General features: G+C 67.9%; 11 protein-coding genes and 1 pseudogene. 10 read left to right on the top strand and 2 right to left on the bottom strand.

What is annotated here, in order from left to right; genetic code table 11:
• The first annotated feature begins 166 nt into the window (after nt 1–166).
• The 10 genes and pseudogenes from ACZK1G_RS13155 to ACZK1G_RS13110 form a co-directional block, all read left to right on the top strand.
• A complete protein-coding gene (locus tag ACZK1G_RS13155) occupies nt 167–478 on the top strand; it encodes a DUF3817 domain-containing protein (protein ID WP_049444610.1) in 312 nt (103 codons plus the stop codon).
• Nucleotides 479–629: 151 nt separating this feature from the next.
• Nucleotides 630–1,826, top strand: a complete 1,197-nt coding sequence (locus tag ACZK1G_RS13150) for an MFS transporter (protein WP_049444613.1) — start codon at nt 630–632, stop codon at nt 1,824–1,826.
• Nucleotides 1,823–3,016: an isochorismate synthase gene (locus ACZK1G_RS13145; protein WP_049444614.1), complete on the top strand. Its 1,194-nt coding sequence runs from the start codon at nt 1,823–1,825 to the stop codon at nt 3,014–3,016. The genes ACZK1G_RS13150 and ACZK1G_RS13145 overlap by 4 nt, the downstream gene beginning before the upstream one ends.
• Entirely contained in the window at nt 3,013–4,665 is a 1,653-nt protein-coding gene (locus tag ACZK1G_RS13140) for a (2,3-dihydroxybenzoyl)adenylate synthase (RefSeq protein WP_101765621.1), read from the top strand. Before ACZK1G_RS13145 ends, ACZK1G_RS13140 begins: the two co-directional genes overlap by 4 nt.
• The gene (locus tag ACZK1G_RS13135) at nt 4,665–5,297 is read left to right on the top strand and encodes an isochorismatase family protein (RefSeq protein WP_049444619.1); all 633 of its coding nucleotides are present in this window, start codon (nt 4,665–4,667) and stop codon (nt 5,295–5,297) included. Before ACZK1G_RS13140 ends, ACZK1G_RS13135 begins: the two co-directional genes overlap by 1 nt.
• A complete protein-coding gene (locus tag ACZK1G_RS13130; protein ID WP_101765620.1) occupies nt 5,297–5,554 on the top strand; it encodes a phosphopantetheine-binding protein in 258 nt (85 codons plus the stop codon). The genes ACZK1G_RS13135 and ACZK1G_RS13130 overlap by 1 nt, the downstream gene beginning before the upstream one ends.
• Nucleotides 5,551–9,441 (top strand): enterobactin synthase subunit F, encoded by a 3,891-nt coding sequence (locus ACZK1G_RS13125; protein WP_101765619.1) that lies wholly within the window; start codon nt 5,551–5,553, stop codon nt 9,439–9,441. Before ACZK1G_RS13130 ends, ACZK1G_RS13125 begins: the two co-directional genes overlap by 4 nt.
• The gene (locus tag ACZK1G_RS13120; protein ID WP_101765618.1) at nt 9,432–10,190 is read left to right on the top strand and encodes a 2,3-dihydro-2,3-dihydroxybenzoate dehydrogenase; all 759 of its coding nucleotides are present in this window, start codon (nt 9,432–9,434) and stop codon (nt 10,188–10,190) included. The genes ACZK1G_RS13125 and ACZK1G_RS13120 overlap by 10 nt, the downstream gene beginning before the upstream one ends.
• A 253-nt stretch (nt 10,191–10,443) precedes the next feature.
• Nucleotides 10,444–10,890, top strand: a complete 447-nt coding sequence (locus ACZK1G_RS13115) for an REP-associated tyrosine transposase (protein ID WP_101765617.1) — start codon at nt 10,444–10,446, stop codon at nt 10,888–10,890.
• A gap of 28 nt (nt 10,891–10,918) precedes the next feature.
• A pseudogene (locus ACZK1G_RS13110) lies at nt 10,919–11,038 on the top strand (REP-associated tyrosine transposase); the annotation flags it as partial.
• 508 nt (nt 11,039–11,546) lie between these two features.
• On the opposite strand, the gene ACZK1G_RS13105 reads toward ACZK1G_RS13110, so the two are convergent.
• Both ACZK1G_RS13105 and ACZK1G_RS13100 read right to left on the bottom strand, forming a co-directional pair.
• Complete coding sequence (locus tag ACZK1G_RS13105; RefSeq protein WP_197621972.1) at nt 11,547–13,007, bottom strand: esterase-like activity of phytase family protein; 1,461 nt, start codon at nt 13,005–13,007, stop codon at nt 11,547–11,549.
• Between the two features lie 21 nt (nt 13,008–13,028).
• The gene (locus tag ACZK1G_RS13100; RefSeq protein WP_101765615.1) at nt 13,029–15,347 is read right to left on the bottom strand and encodes a TonB-dependent receptor; all 2,319 of its coding nucleotides are present in this window, start codon (nt 15,345–15,347) and stop codon (nt 13,029–13,031) included.
• Nucleotides 15,348–15,524 lie beyond the last annotated feature (177 nt).

Raw genomic sequence — 15,524 nt, 5'->3', positions numbered from 1 at the left:
TGGTGGACACGCTCTTGCCGTTGCGCTCGCTGAACTGCTGATGCTCTCCTTCAGCTGCCGAGGCATAGGCAGTCGAGCATGGCTCGACTCTACAGGGATCGCGCATCTGCGTATCATTCGCATTTGATACCCGATGCCGGAGCCCCGCGTGACCCAACGTTCCCCCATGCACCCGACCGGACGCCTGTTCGCGGCGGTCGCTTTCATCGAGGCCGTGACCTGGGCCGGCCTGCTCATCGGCATGTGGATGAAGTACGGCCCGATGGCCAACGTGGCACTGGTCAAGCTGTTCGGGCCGCTGCACGGCGTGGCCTTCCTGGTCTACGTGGCGGTCACCCTGTTCGCGGCGATGCGCCTGCGCTGGCCGTGGTGGGCCAGTGCCCTGGCGCTGCTGGCGGCGATCCCCCCGCTGGTGACGCTGCCGCTGGAATGGTGGTTCAAGCGTCGTGGCCTGCTGGGCCTGCGCGCCGTGCGCTGAAGTCGCTGTTGCGTGCCCGTTCAAGAGAATGGGTATCAAATGCAAATACGAGCCGTTATCATTTGAGGCTGGCGTCCGGTCCTGAACAGGGCTGGTGCCAGGCAGGGCGCAGGTGCGCCCGGCGATCCCTCCCTGTTACGGCTGGTGTTCCATGCATGCACGTCCCGTCGTTCCCGGCTTGCCGGCGCTGGTGTTGGCCGCCCTGATCGGCACCATGGCGATGATGTCCTTCGTCGCCGTGATCGGCCCGGTGGTCCGCCTGCTCGGTCTGTCCGAGTGGCACGCCGGACTGTCGGTGACCGCTGCCGGCGTGCTGTGGATGCTGGCGGCCCGTCCGTGGGGCCAGCTCAGCGACCGCATCGGCCGCAAGCGCGTGCTGATGCTGGCGATGAGCGCGTACACCGTGGTCTACATCGCGCTGGCGGTGTTCATCGACGTCGCCCTGCAGACGGTGCCGCCGGTACTGGTATCGGTGCTGGTGCTGGTCGGTGCGCGTGGCCTGATCGGCCTGTTCTACGCGGCGGTGCCGCCTACCGCTGCCGCGCTGATTGCCGACAAGGCGCCGACCGGGCAGCGCGCCCGCTTCCTCGCCCGCCTGGGCAGTGCCAACGCGCTGGGCATGGTGCTGGGTCCGGCCGCTGCCGGCTGGCTGGCCTATACCAATCTTTCGCTGGCGCTGTACGTGGCCGCGTTGCTGCCGTTGCTGGCACTGGCATTGCTGGCCTGGCGGCTGCCAGCGACGCCGCCGGTGCTGGGTGCTTCCGCGCAGCGCCGCGCGCCGATGAGCCGTCTCGACCCGCGCCTGCGCCTGCCGCAGCTCGCGGCGTTCATCGCGATGGTCTCGGTGACCATCGCGCAGGTCACGGTCGGCTTCTTCGCAATCGATCGCCTGGGCCTGGATGCCGCTGCGGGTGCACGCATGGCAGGCATCGCGCTGACTGCGGTCGGTGTCGGCCTGATCCTGGCGCAGGCGCTGGTGATGAAGCTGGAGGTACACCCGCGCCGTTGGATCATTCTTGGCGCCCTCATTTCCGGCATCGGCTTTGCTTCGGTGGCGGGCGTGCAGCAGGCCTGGCAACTGCCTGCGGCCTACGCGCTGGCTGCATTCGGCATGGGCTTCGTATTCCCCTCGTTCCAGGCGTTGGCCGCCGACGCGGTGGAGGCACACGAGCAGGGCGCTGCCGCCGGTACTGTCGCTGCCGCGCAGGGACTGGGCATGGTGGCCGGGCCGATGCTCGGCACGCTGTTGTATCGCGGCGGGCCGAGCCTGCCATACCTGCTGGTCGGTGCACTGCTGCTGTTGCTGTGCGTGCTGGCCGCAGCGCATCGGATGAAGGAGACCCCATGAACGATTCCCTGATGCAGGGCGCGTGGCCGGAGGCTGCGCCGGCGCCGCTGGAAAACACTGACGACGCGTCGCTGTTCCTGCTGCAGCATGCCGGCCAGCACGTGCACGCACGTGGTTGCCGGGCCGCGCTGCCGAATGGCGCGCTGGCAACCCTGGCTGAGCGGGTTGCGGCGTTCTTTGCCCAGCAGCGTGGCGGCCCGGGGCTGCTGGTCGGTGCAGTGCCGTTCGAGCCGCGTGCCGACGATGCGCTGTACCAGCCCGAGCGCCTGTTGCCGGCCCTGCCGCTGCAGCCGCAGGCGGCACCGGCGCTGCAGGGCGTGCTGCAGGCGGAGCCCGCAGCGCAGGACTATGCCGCTGCGGTTGCCGCGGCAGTGAAGGCGCTGCGCGCGCCCGACCAGGACCTGCACAAGGTGGTGCTGGCGCGCAGCCTGTTGGCACGCACCCGCGAGGCGTTGTCTCCGGAGGTGCTGCTGGCGCGGTTGGGCGCGGATCCCTCGGTGGCGACCTATGCGGTGCCGCTGCCGGTCGAACTGGGGCAGACACCGGCCTGGCTGGTCGGTGCAACGCCGGAGTTGCTGCTGCGCAAGCGCGGTGCGGAGCTGCTGTCGCATCCGCTGGCCGGGTCCGCGCGGCGCAGCGCCGATGCCGTCGAGGACGAGCGTGCCGCGCAGGCATTGCTGGCTTCAACCAAGGACCATGACGAGCACCGCCATGTGGTCGAGGCCATCGTCGAGGGCCTGGCACCGTATTGCAGCCACATCGATGCGCAGCCGCGCCCGGCACTGCATGCCACCGCCAGCATGTGGCATCTGGGCACCCGCATCCATGCCACCCTGAAGGATCCGCAGACATCGGCGGCCGAGCTGTTGGCGCAGCTGCATCCCACCCCGGCGGTCTGCGGTACGCCGCGGTTGGCGGCGCTGCAGCGCATTCGCGAGCTGGAGCCGGTGCCGCGTGGCTTCTATGCCGGCGCGGTCGGCTGGCTGGATGCGCAAGGGGATGGCGACTGGTACGTGGCGATCCGCTGCGCACGCCTGCAGGGTACGCAGCTGCGCCTGTACGCCGGCGCCGGCATCGTCGCTGAGTCGCAGCCCGAGGCCGAGGTGGCCGAGACCGCAGCGAAGTTCGCTGCCCTGTTGAACGCGCTGGGTGTCCATGAATCCGCGCCCGCCATCGAGCCTGCTGCATGAACACGCCTACCGTTTCTTCCCGCCTGCCACTGCAGCAGGTGTGGCCTGATGACCTGATGGCGCGCTATCGCGAGGCGGGTCATTGGCGTGGCGAGACCTTCCCGGCATTCCTGCGCGAGCGTGCGGAACGCTACGCGGATGACATCGCGGTGGTCGCTGGTGACGTCCGCCTGAGCTACGCGCAGCTGTGGCACGAAGCCGGTCGCATCGGTGCCGGCCTTCTGGCGCTCGGCCTGCAGCCCGGTGAGCGGGTGCTGGTACAGCTGGGCAACACCGCCGGGTTCATCGCCACCGTATGCGGGCTGTTCCGCGCCGGCCTGGTGCCGGTCTACGCGCTGCCTGCGCACCGCATCACCGAGCTGGTGCACTTCGCCAACAAGGCGGAGGCCAGTGCCTACATCACGACCGACCTGCACGATGGCTTTGATCATCGCGGGCTGGCGCGGGCGCTGCAGGCCGAAGTGCCGGTCGTGCGCCATGTGGTGATCGACGGCGATGCGGCGGAGTTCACCGCGCTGGAGGCGCTGCAGAGAGACCGCAGCCAGCTGCCGGCCGACCCGGACCCGCAGTCGGTGGCGTTCCTGCAGATTTCCGGAGGCAGCACCGGGCTGTCCAAGCTGATTCCGCGCACCCACGACGACTACATCTATTCGTTCCGTGCCAGCAATGACCTCTGCGGCATCGACCGCGACAGCGTCTACCTGGTCGCGCTGCCGGCCGCGCACAATTTTCCGATGAGTTCGCCCGGCTTCTTCGGCGCGCTGTATGCCGGTGCGCGCGTGGTGCTCAGCCCTGGCCCGGGTCCGGATGCGGCGTTCCCGCTGATCGCCCGCGAAAAAGTGACCTGCTGTGGCCTGGTGCCGCCGCTGGCGCTGCTGTGGGCGCAGGCGGCCGCCACCAGCAAGCATGACCTGTCCAGCCTGCAGGTACTGCAGGTAGGCGGCGCCAAACTGGTGCCGGAAGCCGCACGGCGCGTGATCGACGGCCTGGGCTGCACCTTGCAGCAGGTGTTCGGCATGGCCGAGGGACTGGTCAACTACACGCGCCTGGATGATCCGGAGGAACTGATCGTGGCCTGCCAGGGCCGGCCGATCAGTCCGGATGACGAAGTGCGGGTGGTCGACGACCATGATCAGCCGGTGGCCGAAGGCGAAGTGGGCCATCTGCTGACCCGTGGCCCTTACACCATTCGTGGCTACCATAACGATGCGGTGGCCAATGCGCGTTCGTTCACCGACGACGGCTTTTACCGCACCGGCGACCGCGTACAGCAGCTGCCCGGTGGCTACCTGGTGGTGCAGGGCCGCGCGGGCGACCACATCAACCGGGCCGGTGAGAAGATTTCCGCCGAGGAGATCGAAGACCATCTGTTGGCCCACCCGGGCGTGTTCGACGCCGCCGTGGTCTCCATTCCCGACGAGTATCTCGGTGAGCGCAGCTGCGCGTTCGTGATCCAGCACGGTGAGCCGATCAAGGCGCCGGCACTGAAAGCCTGGATGCGTACGCGCGGCCTGGCCGCCTTCAAAGTGCCGGACCAGGTCGTGTTCGTCGACAGTTTCGATACCACCGCGGTCGGCAAGATCAGCCGCCGCGAACTGCGCGCGCAGCTGCGCGCGCGTCATCTGCAACAGACAGGAGGAACGCGCTGATGGCGCTGCCCCGTATTACCGATTACCCCTTGCCGACCGCCGCCGAACTGCCGCAGGCCCGTGGCCCGTGGCGCCCGCAGCGCGATCGAATTGCGTTGCTGGTGCACGACATGCAGCGCTACTTCCTGGCCGCATTCGATGCCGGCAGCACGCCGCTGCGGCCGGCCGTGGACAATATCGTGCGCCTGCTGGCGCATTGCCGCGCACACGGCATTCCGGTGTTCTACACCGCCCAGCATGGCGACCAGGATCGCCGTGACCGTGGCCTGCAGGCCGACCTGTGGGGGCCGGGCATGCGCCGCAGCGCCGACCATGAACCGATCATCGAGGCGCTGGCACCGCAGCCGGGTGAGCACGTGCTGGTGAAGCACCGCTACAGCGCGTTCCAGCGCAGCAACCTGGAGACGCTGATGCGGGTACGTGGGCGCGACCAGCTGCTGGTGACCGGCGTGTACGCCCATATCGGCTGCACCGCGACCGTGGTGGAGGCGTTCCAGCGTGATATCGAGGCCTTCATCGCCGCCGATGCGGTGGCGGACTTCTCGCGTGCCGACCACGATCAGGCGCTGCATTGGATTGCGCGCACCAGCGGGGTGCCGATGACCACCGATCAGCTGCTGGAGGTGCTGTGATGGTTGCCACGGCTGATGTGCTGGATCTGGAGCGGATGCGTGCCGATGTGGCGCGGGTGCTGGAGTGCACCCCGGCCGAGATCGGTGACGACGACAACCTGATCGACCTGGATCTGGACTCGATGCGCATGCTCGGCCTGGTCCTGGCCTGGGGCAACACTGGGTTGCCGCTGGAGTTCTCGCAGCTGGCCGAGCACACCACGCTGCGCCAGTGGTGGGGTGTGGTGCAGACGCTGCAGGCCGCGCAGAACGCATGAACGCCGCCGCGCTGGCCACGCCGGTGGCACTGACCGAGGCCCAGGCCGGACTGTGGTTCGCACAGCGGCTGGCACCGGACAATCCGTCGTTCAATACCGCACATGCGGTGTGGATCGACGGTCCGCTGGATGTGGCCGCGTTCGTCGCCGCGGCGGACCAGGCTGCGGATGAGGCCCAGGCCTTGGCACTGCGCTTTGCCGAGGGGGCCGACGGCCAGCCGCTGCAGTGGCATGACCCGGCGCATGTGCCGCGGCTTTCGGTGCGTGATGTTTCTGCCGAGGCGGATCCCGCCGCTGCGGCCCGCAGCCTGATGCAGGCCGACCGCCTCAGCGCGGTCGATCCGACCCGCGACCGGATCAGCCAGCAGGTGTTGTTCGATCTGGGCGGACAGCGCTGGGTCTGGTACCTGCGCGTGCATCATCTGGCGGCCGACGGGTATGGCATGGCGCTCTTCGCTGATCGGGTGTGCGCGTTGCATGCCGGCCGCATGAGTGAGCCATTGCCAGGACTGTCCGGTGTGCTCGCGGATGATGCCGCCTACCGTGCCGATCCGCGCCGTACGCAGGCCGGCCACTGGTGGCGCGAGTACATGCAGGGCGCACCGGCAGGCGTAGGCCTGGCGGGTACCGTGGCGGCCAGCGACGATGCGCTGCGCTGGGTGCAGCCGCTGGATGCGGGGTTCCGGGAGCAGCTGCTGCAGGCCTCGGTGCGCTGGTTGCAGCCGTGGCCGGATGTACTGGCCGCGCTCGCCGCCGAGTATCTGCGACGGATGAGCGCTGCCGATGAAGTGGTGCTGGGCGTGCCTTACATGGGGCGGCTCGGCAATGCGTCGGCGCGGGTGCCGGCGATGGTGATGAATGTGTTGCCGCTGCGCGTGGCGGCTGGCGAGGGCAGCGTCGAGGCCTTTACCCGTGGGCTGGGCCGGCAGCTCAGCCAGGGTCGCAAGCACGGCCGCTACCGCGGAGAGCAGCTGCGTCGTGATCTCGGTCTGGTCGGCACGCAGCAGCGGCTGCATGGTCCGCTGGTGAATGTGCAGCCGTTCTACAAGCCGCTGGCCCTGCCCGGCGTGCAAGCGGCGCTGCAGGTGCTGTGCACCGGGCCGGTGGATGACCTGACGCTGGGTTTCCGTGGCGATGGCCAGGCGCTGCTGGATCTGGAGATCGAGGCCAATCCCGCGCTGTACAGTCGCGAGGATGTCGAGGCGCACGCGGCGCGGCTGTTGCATTTCGTGTCGGCGGCGCTGCAGGCTGACGATATCGCAGCCGTGCCCCTGGCGACGCCCGAGGAGGCGCAGCAGGTGCTGCAGGAATTCAATGCCACCGCGCACGCGCTGCCGGAGACGACCCTGGTCGAGCTGCTGCAACAGGGCATGGACCGCGATCCACACGCACCCGCGCTGGTGTTCGGAGACGCTGCGTTGGATTACGCAACGCTGGAAGCGCGTAGCTTCGCACTCGCCGCGCAGCTGCGCGCGATGGGTGTCGGCCCGGGCAGTGTGGTGGCAGTGGCATTGCCGCGCTCGCTGGAACTGGTGATCGGGCTGGTGGCGGTGCTGCGCGCGGGCGCCGCCTACCTGCCGCTGGATCTGGCGCATCCTGACGAACGCCTTGCCCGCATCCTGGCCTCGGCGCAACCGGCCTGCGTGCTGGCAGCGGCGGACGTGCAGCCGCGACTGGCCGGGGTGCCGGTGCTTGCCCCTGAGCAATGGACCGCGTTGAGTTTCGCAGCGCCGTGGGCCGATCCGGCGCCCAGCGATGCAGCCTACGTGATCTATACCTCCGGCTCGACCGGCGAGCCGAAGGGCGTGGTCATCGAGCACCGTGCCATCGTCAATCGCCTGCTGTGGATGCGCGAGCACTACGGTATGCGCGCAGATGACCGCGTGCTGCAGAAGACCCCGGCGACCTTCGATGTCTCGGTCTGGGAATTCTTCCTGCCCCTGTTGTGCGGGTCTACGCTGGTGGTCGCCGCGCCGGATGCGCATCGCGATCCGACCGAGCTGGCGCGGCTGATCCGCGATCATGGCATCACCACGGCGCACTTCGTGCCCTCGATGCTCGACGCCTTCCTCGCCGCGCCGGCTTCCGAAGGCCTCCAGCTGCGCCGCGTATTCACCAGTGGCGAGGCGCTGGACGCATCGCTGCGCGACCGCTTCCATGCGCGCGTGGACGCCGAACTGCACAACCTGTACGGCCCGACCGAAGCCGCGGTGGACGTCAGCTACTGGCCGGCCTCGGCCCAGGACCATTCGCGGCCAGTGCCGATCGGGTTCCCGGTGTGGAATACCCGCTTGTATGTGCTGGACGCGCGGATGCAGCCGGTGCCGGTCGGTGTGGCCGGCGACCTGTACCTGGGCGGCGTGCAGCTGGCACGTGGCTACCTCGGCCGCGATGATCTGACCGCCGAGCGCTTCCTGGCCGATCCTTTCCTGCCGGGCGAGCGGATCTACCGCACCGGCGACGTGGCGCGCCGGCGCCCCGATGGTGCGGTCGAATACCTCGGCCGCAGCGACCACCAGGTGAAACTGCGCGGCCTGCGCATCGAGCTCGGCGAGATCGAGGCTGCACTGCGCGAGCTGCCGGGAATGGAGCGCGTGGAAGTGCTGCTGCGCCAGGACATGCCGGGCGATGCGCGGCTGGTGGCCTATGTGCCAGCGGCGCTTGCCGATGCCGTGATGCTGCGCAGCCACCTGGCCACCCGCGTGCCGGACTACATGGTGCCCTCGGCGTTCGTCGGTGTGGATCACTGGCCGGTGACCGTCAACGGTAAACTCGACCGCAATGCCTTGCCGAAGCCGCCGCAGAACGAGGTTGCCGGGCTGGCGCCGCGCACGCCGCTGGAGCAGGAACTGGCCGTGCTGTTCGCCCAGGCGCTGGGCCGCGATGCGCCCGTGGCGGTGGATACGGACTTCTTCAGCCTCGGCGGCGACTCGCTGTCCGCGGTGCACCTGCTGCTCGCGATCGAGCAGCGCTGGCGCTGCGACCTTGGCCTGGGCGCTTTGTTCGCGCAGCCGACCGTGGCCGCGTTGGCGACGCGCATTGCCGAGCCGCCGGCGCTGGCCGACCACGCGTTGGGGCCGGTGATCTCGTTGGCTGCGACTGATGCTGACGGGCCCACTCCGTTGTTCGTGCTGCACCCGGCCGGTGGCATCGCCTGGAACTACCGCAGCCTGGCGCGCGCCCTGCAGCCGGTACGCCCGGTGTACGGCCTGCAGTCGCCCGCGCTGGATCCGAAGCAGCCGTTTCCGTCCAGCATCGAAGCCATGGCCAATGACTACGTGCAGCGGGTGGTTGCGCTGCAGCCGAAGGGACCGGTGCATCTGCTGGGCTGGTCGGTGGGCGGCATCCTCGCCCAGGCGATGGCCGTGCGCCTGCATGAAATCGGGCGTGAAGTCGGCGAACTGGTGCTGCTGGACGCCTATCCCAGCGAATGCTGGCGGGCCGAACCTGAGCCCGATGCCATCGCCGCATTGCGCGCACTGCTGGCGATTGCCGGCCATGACCCGGATGCGCATCCGGAGCTGGACAGCCGCGAACACATTCTTGGTTTTCTGCGCCGTGGCGGCAGTGCGCTCGGCAGCCTGCCGGACGTGGTGCTCGATGGCGTGGTGCGCGCGGTGACTGGCACCAACCGGCTGATCCGCGAACACATCCACCGTCCGTTCGACGGCACGCTGGTGCATGTCCGTGCTGGCCGGGACCATCAGGCGCGGGCACAGTTGCAGTCGGCGCTGTGGCGCGAGCACGCACGCAAGGTGCAGGCGCTGGAACTGCCGTTCCTGCATGCCGAGCTGACCGGCCGCGATGCGGTGGCGCAGCTGGCACCGTGGCTGTCGGCGCGCCTGCGCCACTGGGATGAGCAACAGGAGATCGCAACATGCAGTTGACCGGCTTTGAAGGTCGCGTGGCACTGGTGACCGGCGCCGCCGGCGGCATCGGCGAGGCACTGGTACGGCTGTTGGCCGAGGCCGGCTGCACGGTGGTGGCGACCGACCGCGAGGCGCCCGCGGTAGTGGATGCACGTGTGCAGGCGTTTGCGCTCGATGTGACCGACAGCGTAGCGGTGGACGCACTGGTGGATTGTGTAGAAGCCAGCATTGGGCCGATCGGTCTCGCCGCAAGCGTGGCCGGGGTCCTGCACGTGGGCGAGGTGACCGGGACTACCGATGCCGATTGGCGCCGAGTGTTCGCAGTCAATGCCGATGGCGTGTTCCATGTCGGGCGTGCGCTGGCGCGGGTGATGTCACCGCGAGGCCAGGGCGCGATCGTCACCGTCAGTTCGAATGCGGCCGGGGTACCGCGGCACGGCATGGCCGCCTATGCCGCGTCCAAGGCCGCCGCCACGATGTTCACCCGCTGCCTCGGGCTGGAGCTGGCGCCGCTGGGCATCCGCTGCAACATCGTCGCCCCGGGTTCAACGCTGACCCCGATGCAGACCGGCATGTGGCAGGACGAGCATGGCGCAGAGCGGGTGATCGCCGGCAACCTGGAGACGTACAAGGCCGGCATCCCGCTGCGCAAGCTGGCCACCCCGGAAGACATCGCCCATTCGGTGATGTTCCTGCTCTCCGAGCAGGCTGGGCACGTGGCGATGAGTGACCTGTACGTGGACGGCGGCGCCACCCTGCGCGGCTGAGTCCTGTCGATACCGGCCGGCAACCCATGGCCCCGGTAGTGCCGGCCGCTGGCCGGCAATCCAATTTCCCTGGTAGTGCCGGCCGCTGGCCGGCAATCCAATTTCCCTGGTAGTGCCGGCCGCTGGCCGGCAATCCAATTTCCCTGGTAGTGCCGGCCGCTGGCCGGCAACCTCATTCAACTTCAGACAACTCCGAACACCCCTCGAGGCATGGCCTGACGTTCAACGCGCAACGATCGCTCCACCATGGGGCATGAGCAGCCATCGCCTCCGCCTGGGCCGGCGTTCCATTGTCGGTCAGGTCTACGTTCTGACAACGACTACACATCTGCGCCGCCGGCTCTTTGAAAGCGAAGCTGCAGTGGCATGTGTAATCGACCAGTTTCATTACATCGAGCGGCGGGGGCTGGTGCAGTCACTCGCATGGGTCGTCATGCCGGATCATGTTCACTGGATGTTCGAGCTGCGTGCAGCTCATCTTCCAGACATTGCACGTCGAATGAAGTCGTCGAGCGCACTTGCGCTGAATCGCCTGGCTGGCAGTCGAAGTACGGTATGGCAGCCTGGCTACTTCGATCATGCAGTGAGGGCTGAGGAGTCGCTGGCGCGGCAGGCCCTGTACATCCTGGGGAATCCAGTCCGCGCTGGTCTTGCCGGGCAGATTGGCGAGTACCCACATGCGTGGTCGGTCTGGGCGTGATGCCGGCCAGCGGCCGGCACTACCCGTTGCGTTGAGGGCTGAGGAGTCGCTGGCGCGGCAGGCCCTGTACATCCTGGGGAATCCAGTCCGCGCTGGTCTTGCCGGGCAGATTGGCGAGTACCCACATGCGTGGTCAGTCTGGGCGTGATGCCGGCCAGCGGCCGACACTACCCGTTGCGTTGAGGGCTGAGGAGTCGCTGGCGCGGCAAGCCCTGTACATCCTGGGGAATCCGGTGCGCGCTGGTCTTGCCGGGCAGATTGGCGAGTACCCGCATGCGTGGTCGGTCTGGGCGTGATGCCGGCCAGCGGCCGGCACTACCCGTTGCGTTGAGGGTTGAGGAGTCGCTGGCGCGGCAAGCCCTGTACATCCTCGGGAATCCGGTGCGCGCTGGTCTTGCTGGGCAGATTGGTGAGTACCCACATGCGTGGTCGGTCTGGGCGTGATGCCGGCCAGCGGCCGGCACTACCCGTTGCGTTGAGGGCTGAGGAGTCGCTGGCGCGGCAGGCTCTGTACATCCTGGGGAATCCGGTGCGCGCTGGTCTTGCTGGGCAGATTGGCGAGTACCCGCATGCGTGGTCGGTCTGGGCGTGATGCCGGCCAGCGGCCGGCACTACCAGGCTTTCGAGCGAGACGGTTGCGGCAATGCCCGTTGCAGTCAAGGAAGGGTCAGTCGGTAGACCAGCACGCGGTTGTCGTTGTCGTACGGGCTGTCGCAGGGCTGGCCCTGCATGCGGCAGTGGCGGGCGATGAAGTCGTTGTCGTTGCCGATCAGCAACAGCACGTCGTTCGGATGCTGCGGGTCCAGCGCTGGCAGCACGTCCATGGCTTCCCACTTTTCCGAGAGCAGTCCGGCATGCGAGCCGCGCTTGGTGTCCAGATCCAGCCCGGCACGGGCCAACTGCGGGCGGTCCAGCAGGTTCAGCAGTTCGTCGCTGCGTGCGGGCACGATACCGTCCTTCAAGACGGTGTCCGCCGGGTCGGCCAGCACCGAGGCGGTACCGGACTCATAGTTGCTTCCCGCCAGGTTGCTGGCATCGGCCAGATCCACCAGCAGCACCGACTTGTAGACGATCGGGTCTTCGCCATCCTTGCCCAGACCGTTGCCGTCGCGGGCCAGCAGCAGGAAGCGGTGGGCATCCACTGCGCGCAGTTCGCTCTGCGCGGCGGTGCGGTCCAGCTTTCCCTTGCCGTCGTGCGCGTAGGCGGGCAGGGCCATCACGTAATGGCCGATCGGCTGCTGTGGCGTCGGCGAGGCCGTCACGTCGTAGACCAGCACGCGGGTGTTGATGCGTCCGGCCGCATTGCCCTGCGCGCTGTCCTGCAGCGTCGCGCTTTGCAGGGCGACAAACAGGCGGCTGCCGTCGGGCGACAGGCTCATGCCTTCCACGCCCTGGTTGTTGCGGCGGCCGGTCTGCGGTGGCGCCAGTGAACCAAACGCCGGCGTGCCCTCGCGCTGCGGCCGGATCGCGGGCGGCGCCACGATCACACCCTGCAGCTGACCCTGCGCATCGAAGTAGTAGACGTTGGCGGTGTACTCGTCGCCGATATAGAAATGGCCATCAGCGGTGAACTGCAGCGACTCTGCATCCAGCGAGACCTTGCCCGCGCCTGCGCCGCTGGCCGGCGAGGGCAGCACCACCCCGCGCTGGGTGATCGTGTGCTCACCCGGGTCGGCACCGGTGAACGGCTGCCCGTTGAAGTCCTTCAGCACCACACCCTTGTCCGGCACCATCGTCAGCGTACCGAGCGCACCGGGCTTTCCACGGGTAACGTCGATGCGCAGCTGCATGCGCTCCACGCGTCCAGCGTAGTCGTAGAACAGGCCGGCCTCGGGATCGTTGCGGCCGCGGTCGGGCAGGGTCCAGAGCACGCCTTCGTAGCCCTTGGTGGTGCGCTTCCAGGTGCCGGGCTGCACCGCCAGCGACGAGAACGAGCCCAGCGTGTCGCCGAGGAAGTCCACCGTGCACGCCGGCAGCCGCCCGGCGGCGACCAGGCCTTTGTCCATATAGGTGCGACCGCCCAACTGCAGGGTGCGCGGCGGTGCGCCCGTCGCCTCATGCGGAGCGGAGTATCCGCTGGCAGAGAGGGTGGCCAGCAGCAGGGCGGTCGTGAGCATCAGTGGACTCCGGTCGGTCAATCAGAAGCGAAGGTCGATCGTACCGAACACCTGGCGCGGTGCCGAGGCATGGAACACATACAGCTTGCCGGCCGGGTCACTGGGTGCGAACACGCTCGAATCCAGGTTGCTGGCGTAGCGCTTGTTGGTCAGGTTGGTCACGTTGAACGACAGGCGCATGCCCTTGGCGAAGCCGACCTGGCCCAAGTCATAGCCACCGGCCAGGTCGAATACGGTGAAGCCGCCGAAGCCCTGGTCGTTGGTGTAGGTGTAGAAGCGCTCGCCGGTGTACTTGCCACGCAGGCTGGCGAACCAGCCGTTGTCGCGCCAGGTGATCTCGGTGGCCAGCAGCTGCTTGGGCGTATCGGTCTGGATCTTGCCCTTGATCTGCTGCTCGACACCGGCCTGCACGTAGTTGGAGGCGTAGGTCGAACGGTTCAGCGAGGCCGAGGTGTACCAGCTGAAGTGCTCGTTCGGGGTCCACAGTACGGTCAGCTCGGCACCGCGGCTGTCGACGCCGCCGACGTTGTAGAAGCGGTTGCCGCAGGTCGGGCCGACCGGCTGCCGCGAATCGCAGGGGTTGTACTGCAGCAGGCGGTTGTCGAAGCGCACGCTGTAGGCCGCAATCGACGCCTGCAGGGTATCGGCGACGAAGCGGTAGCCGGCCTCCAGCGAGCGCGATTCCTCCGGCTTCAGATCGCCCTGTGCGTTCCAGGTGGCCTGGCTGACCGCCTGTGGGCCCAGCTTGAAGCCGCCCTGGAACATGGCGATGTTCTCGGCATAGCTGGCGAAGAGTTCGTGGTGCTCGGCCAGGCGGAAGTTGGCGCCGATGCTGGGCAGGAAATTCTTGCTGGCCTTCAACGAACCGGTGGCGAACTGGTTGTTGGACGTCGGCGAGATTGGCGTTTTCGCGTCGCCCGGCAGTGCCTGTGCATCGGAGGTGGCGTGCGGGCTCTTGGCGCCGAACTCCAGGGTCAGGCGATCATCAAGCAGGCGCCAGGTGTCCTTCAGGAAGAACTGGTGGGTCTTCCAGCGCGTGCGCTGGGCGAACACGCCGACATCGGAGGGCAGGGTGTTCATGCCGCTCAGGTCACGCGGGCCGTCCACGGCGGTCTGGTAGCGCTCGGCGCTGCTGGTATTGCGCTCGTACCAGACGCCGCCTTCGATGCGGTGCGCGCCCAGCTCCCAGTCGAACGACAGCGTGCCGCCATCGCGGTCGATGGTGTAGATGGTGTTGCGGAAGATGATCGGAATCTCCTGCGCGGTGCCCTTGTTGGACCACGCGCCGCTGTTCCAGTTGTGGCCTTCGCCACGGTCATCGTGGTGGTAGGCCAGCGCCCGCAGGCTGAAGCCATCGGCCAGGAAGAAGTCGCCGGCCAGGTAGTACAGGTTGTCATCGCGCAGGATCTGGCCGGCGGTGAAGGCACCGTCGGCATCCTTGTCCGGGCCGCTGTTGTCGCACTTCTTCGCATTGAAGCTGGCGGTGTTGCAGTAGGCCTTGGCCACCGCCTTGTTCCAGTCCGGTGCGTAGCCGCCCCAGTCCCAACCGAGGCCACGCGACATCTCGTCCTTGGACAGATAGAAGTAGTCCGCCTGGGTGGTGCGCGAGGTATCGACGAAACCGGTGATCTGGCCGCGGCCAAAGTTCCACACGCCCTTGGCGTTGAACTGCTTGGTGGTGGATCTGTTGTAGGCGGTCTGGTCGTTCCACAGATCGGAGACGGCATTCATGCCGGCAACGTAGCCGGAGAAGCCGTTGTACTCGCCGCTGTCCACGCGCACGAAGGTGCGGCGGTTGGCATCGCTGCCGAAGGTCTGCACCACGCGGCCGCCGAGTTCCTGCGCCGGGCGGTCGGAGGTATAGGAAATGGTGCCGCCGAGGTTGCTGGTGGACGGCGTGCCGAGGCTGCCGATGCCCACCGCTAGTTCGGCGCCGGCCATGTTCTCGCTGATCAGCGCACGGTTGATGGTCAGGCCGTTGTAGTTGTTGTACGCGCCATCGCCCAGCGGCACGCCGTCGAGCGTGTAACCGAGGCGGGTGGAGTTGAAGCCGCGCAGGCTGAGGGTCATCGACTGCTCGTTGGTGCCCAGCGCATCGGCCGACTGCGCGTTGACGCCCGGCAGCAGGTTGAGCGTCTTCTGCAGGCTGGTGCCCGGCGGCAGGATGTCGAGGTTCTCGCGGGTGATGCGCTGCACCTGGCGCGCTTCACCGCTGCCGATCACAGAGACCGCATCGAGGTTGGTGGCGGAGGGGGTGCTGGAGGTCGGGGCAGCATCCTGCGCCCAGGCCGCGGGAGCGAGCGCGATCGACAGCGCAGCGGCCAACAAAGTCTTCGTCATGTTACGGACACTCAGGCAGGCACGAGCCACCGCACGGGCGCGGAGCTCATGGCGTTCAAAAGGGGAGACAACCGATGCGACCGGTGGCGCTGCAGGCGCCGTGGGTCAACGTGAAAATGGTGCGCTAGACAGATGACTGTCTGGTGACATGTTCAGTTGTTGTGAGGCGCCTACCAG

It is taken from the genome of Stenotrophomonas sp. 109824_Sma, from assembly GCF_056480025.1.
Note: the sequence above shows the minus strand (reverse complement) of the source record. Positions and strands in the feature narration are given on the sequence as shown.

Coding starts and splice junctions, on each gene's coding strand:
- ACZK1G_RS13155 (WP_049444610.1), top strand. CDS start 167: ATGCACCCGACCGGACGCCTGTTCGCGGCGGTCGCTTTCATCGAGGCC.
- ACZK1G_RS13150 (WP_049444613.1), top strand. CDS start 630: ATGCATGCACGTCCCGTCGTTCCCGGCTTGCCGGCGCTGGTGTTGGCC.
- ACZK1G_RS13145 (WP_049444614.1), top strand. CDS start 1,823: ATGAACGATTCCCTGATGCAGGGCGCGTGGCCGGAGGCTGCGCCGGCG.
- ACZK1G_RS13140 (WP_101765621.1), top strand. CDS start 3,013: ATGAACACGCCTACCGTTTCTTCCCGCCTGCCACTGCAGCAGGTGTGG.
- ACZK1G_RS13135 (WP_049444619.1), top strand. CDS start 4,665: ATGGCGCTGCCCCGTATTACCGATTACCCCTTGCCGACCGCCGCCGAA.
- ACZK1G_RS13130 (WP_101765620.1), top strand. CDS start 5,297: ATGGTTGCCACGGCTGATGTGCTGGATCTGGAGCGGATGCGTGCCGAT.
- ACZK1G_RS13125 (WP_101765619.1), top strand. CDS start 5,551: ATGAACGCCGCCGCGCTGGCCACGCCGGTGGCACTGACCGAGGCCCAG.
- ACZK1G_RS13120 (WP_101765618.1), top strand. CDS start 9,432: ATGCAGTTGACCGGCTTTGAAGGTCGCGTGGCACTGGTGACCGGCGCC.
- ACZK1G_RS13115 (WP_101765617.1), top strand. CDS start 10,444: ATGAGCAGCCATCGCCTCCGCCTGGGCCGGCGTTCCATTGTCGGTCAG.
- ACZK1G_RS13105 (WP_197621972.1), bottom strand. CDS start 13,007: ATGCTCACGACCGCCCTGCTGCTGGCCACCCTCTCTGCCAGCGGATAC.
- ACZK1G_RS13100 (WP_101765615.1), bottom strand. CDS start 15,347: ATGACGAAGACTTTGTTGGCCGCTGCGCTGTCGATCGCGCTCGCTCCC.